This window comes from Nitrospirota bacterium (assembly GCA_016214385.1).
In the GTDB taxonomy this organism is placed as follows: domain Bacteria; phylum Nitrospirota; class Thermodesulfovibrionia; order UBA6902; family JACROP01; genus JACROP01.
Genome location: JACROP010000141.1, coordinates 1 through 3,738, shown reverse-complemented (window position 1 = coordinate 3,738; position 3,738 = coordinate 1). Strand labels below are relative to the sequence as shown.

At 43.0% G+C, this 3,738-nt stretch carries 3 protein-coding genes; 2 read left to right on the top strand and 1 reads right to left on the bottom strand.

The features are described 5' to 3' along the window. The first annotated feature begins 189 nt into the window (after window positions 1-189). Window positions 190-969 carry a ribonuclease H-like domain-containing protein gene (locus HZC12_08810; GenBank protein ID MBI5026803.1) on the top strand — a complete coding sequence of 260 codons (780 nt, stop codon included), beginning with the start codon at window positions 190-192 and terminating at the stop codon, window positions 967-969. A gap of 19 nt (window positions 970-988) precedes the next feature. On the opposite strand, the gene HZC12_08805 is transcribed toward HZC12_08810, so the two are convergent. Continuing rightward, window positions 989-2,176, bottom strand: coding sequence for a DUF401 family protein (locus tag HZC12_08805; GenBank protein MBI5026802.1), 1,188 nt, complete (start codon window positions 2,174-2,176; stop codon window positions 989-991). Between the two features lie 81 nt (window positions 2,177-2,257). Here HZC12_08805 and HZC12_08800 point away from each other — a divergent pair. Beyond that, a partial coding sequence (locus HZC12_08800) for a carbon starvation protein A (protein ID MBI5026801.1) occupies window positions 2,258-3,738 on the top strand: 1,481 nt, incomplete at its 3' end.

Here is a 3,738-nt window from a genome sequence, read left to right as displayed (position 1 = left end):
CAGCTTAACTACATGAGAAGATTGGATTCCCGCCTTCGCGGGAATGACGGAAGCAGATTGGATTCCCGCCGGAGTTTACCCCGTACTTGATACGGGGCGGGAATGACGGACAAAAAAACAAAAAATTGGGGGAACTCCACTTATCCCAGCCCTACACTTTTTTAGTGCAGATTAGTTATAATACCATAAATGATAAGACATACGTTTTCATTTCTTGACGGTATTGGTTTAAAATTAGAGCGGCATTTCTGGCGCATGGGGATTATCTCCTGGCAGGAATTTCTGAACAGGAATTTTGTGAACGGGATAAGCCCATATAAGAAAGAGATGGCTGATATTGCATTGTCCACAACCCTTAGCGCTCTTGAGGGCAGGGATGCGCAATATTTTTCAAGACTTTTACCACAAAGAGAACAGTGGAGACTTTTTGATGTTTTTGGAAGTAATGCCCTGTGTATTGATATAGAGACAAATGGTCTTCCTGAAGATAAAGGTGGTTTTGTAACTGTTGTCGGCCTTTACGATGGTTATGATTATAGGTCCCTTGTGAAGGGCATAAACCTTACAGAGAAAAATCTGAAGAAGGAGCTCTCGAGCTACGGTATGATAATAACATTTTATGGAAGCTCCTTTGATATACCTTTTCTCAGTAGAAAGTTTAATTCCCTGATATTTGAGATGCCACATTTTGATCTGGGTTTTGCCAGTAAGAGAGCTGGCCTTAAAGGTGGCCTCAAAAGGCTTGAAGAAGAACTGGGGATAATACGGGATGAATCAGTCCAGGGCATGGATGGTTATGATGCGGTTAAGCTCTGGCATCTTTACAGGAGAAGGAGCAGAGAGGATGCCCTTGAACGTCTCCTTAAATATAACATGGAGGATACAAAGAACCTTTTAAAGATAGCAGAAATTATTTATAAAAGACTTAAAGACTCCACCGGGATAAGTAAGTTTATATCACAATCCTGATTTAGCTTTAAAGATCCTGTCATCTTAGAAAATACACAATGATCGCAGTCACTACAATCAAGATGCTTGCCCTGAAGATCCTTTTGTATATCCCGGCCATGTCAGCTTTAAAATACTCCCTCGTCAGCACGAGGCACACGTGTACAGGTGACAGGATGACACCCGCATAGCCTGATGCAAAGGCAAATGAGATGGCTCCGATGCTCTGACTGCCTTCAAGGCTTAATATTAAAGGGAAGGTGCTGCCTACAAAGCCAATTGTAAGGCCTGTAAGGAGCCCTGATATAAAGGGTACGAAGAAGAGGATGGGAAGAAGGGGGATGCCCTCTCTTGAGAAAAACCCGCTTATATTCGCGACTGCCCCTGAAGTTTCCATGACTGCCTTGAAAGTCATTACGCCGAGGATTACAGCTACTATGTCTATTGAGGACCCTTCTTTAAAAGACTGGAGAATATCTTTGAATGAATATCTTAAGGCCACAAAAAGCCCGATAACCACCACTCCTATACTGATGAATAGCTCAATGCGAAACAATATAACCATGATGAGTATTGAGACCAGCGGTAGAAAGCTTAGCATTCCTTTGCCTGTCATCTTTTTTGTCCCCTCTTTTTGAAACCCGATACCTCTAAGTCCCCAGATAATGCCTCCTGCTATGAAGCTCATTGCGAGTGGCAGGTTAGCGATGATTATATCTCTGAGCGGTAGTGCTGTTATTGCCGATGCAAGTATTATCCCTGGATAAAGCGGGAGGATAAATTCCCACGGATGTCTGAACCAATAATTTATAAATGCCTTTTTTTCAGGTTGTAGCTTAATCCCCTTTGACGCCTCCTCTACCATTGGTGCTGAGAAGATGGCACCTCCCATTGATGGTAAAAGACCTATGAGTGCAGGCATTGAGGCCATTAATGCCCTTCTGTCCAGCACAATTCCCCTGAAGGCCTCCATCATCTCCTGCATTATCCCTTTTTTCCTCACGATGTTCTCAAACACCCTTATTAAGGTTAGGGCTACTACAAGGTTGATGGTTGCTATATCAGTGGATGACCTGAAAAATGCCCTGAAGAAATCTTCAGGTCTAAGCAGATAGAAAAAGGCAAGGATTACAGAGGACAGGGCCATTACAAGACCAAGATTCCACCGCCTTTTTAAAAGGATGATGATAATAATGAATATTGCTGTTATCTTGAAGATGTCGACCATGGGGTATATAATACCAAAATATTCGCCTTCGATTCTGGAGGTGAAATACGGCGAGAAGAACCAAAAATTTAAGGGTCAAATATGAATGTCGCACTTCTTATTCTGCTAAGCGTATTGCTTTATGTACTGGCTTACCGCTTTTATGCAGGTTATATAGCAAAGGTCTTTGATGAAAGTGACAGAAATATCACTCCTGCCACTGAATTAATGGATGGTTGGGACTATGTCCCCACAAAAACCCCTGTTGTATTCAGCCATCATTTTGCTTCTATTGCAGGTGCGGGACCTGTTATCGGCCCTACTGTTGCCCTTATTTACGGCTATCTTCCTGTCTGGCTCTGGATTATCCTGGGGACAATCTTTATAGGTGCGGTTCATGATTTTTCAGCCATGTTCGCAAGCCTTCGGGAGAAGGGAAAATCCATGGCCCGGATTGGCGAAAAAAGTCTCGGGAAAACGGGCTTTCTCCTTTTTATAAGTTTTACGATTTTAATGCTTCTGCTTGTTACATCTGCATTTTTAAATCTTACAGCAGTTGCATTGACATCCCTTGTGCCAGTTGAGGCAATGGGATTGCCTGAACAAACAATAATCAAGACAAAAGTAGTAGATGATAAACTAATGGCACAGATTGGAGGGATTGCATCAACATCTGTTATTGTTATAACCTGCCTCGCTCCGATTATGGGTTTTCTGCTTTACAGGAAAGGGATAAGCATACCGGTAGCATCTTTGTTATCAATAGGTATCTGTTCTGTTTCTATCCCTGTAGGGCTGGCATATCCGGTCTCAATAGATTTTAAGATATGGATGGTTATCATATCCGTTTATACCTTAGTTGCAGCAGGTATACCTGTCTGGATGATGCTTCAGCCCAGAGACTTTATAAATTCATTTCTCCTTTACGCAGGGGTTTTCGCCCTTATTGGCGGGGGCATCATTTCAGGGCTTCAAGGAACCACTGTCACTGCCCCTGCAATGAACATTACAGAAGGGTCTGTAAGATTAGGGCCTATCTGGCCAATGCTTTTCATTACTGTTGCATGCGGGGCAATATCCGGTTTTCATTCTCTTGTGGCAGGGGGGACAACATCAAAGCAGTTGTCAAAAGAGACCGATTGCAAAAAGGTCGGCTATGGCGCCATGATCCTTGAGGGGTTATTTGCCATCGGAGTGCTTATTGCAGTGAGCTCAGGCCTTGATTACAAACAGTATTTAGAAATCCTGTTTCCATCTATTGAGGGTGCAAGGTCAAATCCGGTCCTCGGGTTCTCACTCGGTATGGGCGGGCTGCTGCAGAATACATTTGGCCTGCCTGTTTACATCGGGACAATATTCGGCATCCTGCTGCTTGAAGGATTTGTGATTACAACTCTCGATACAGCAGTAAGGCTGAACCGTTATCTCTTAGAAGAACTGTGGGGCTTTATTTTTAAAAATCCACCTGAGATATTCAAGACCTATATCTTCAATGCCTTTATATGTGTTTTATTGATGTTCCTGCTGGCCTATTACAATGCCTTTCTTGTTATATGGCCGATATTCGGCACTGCAAATCAACT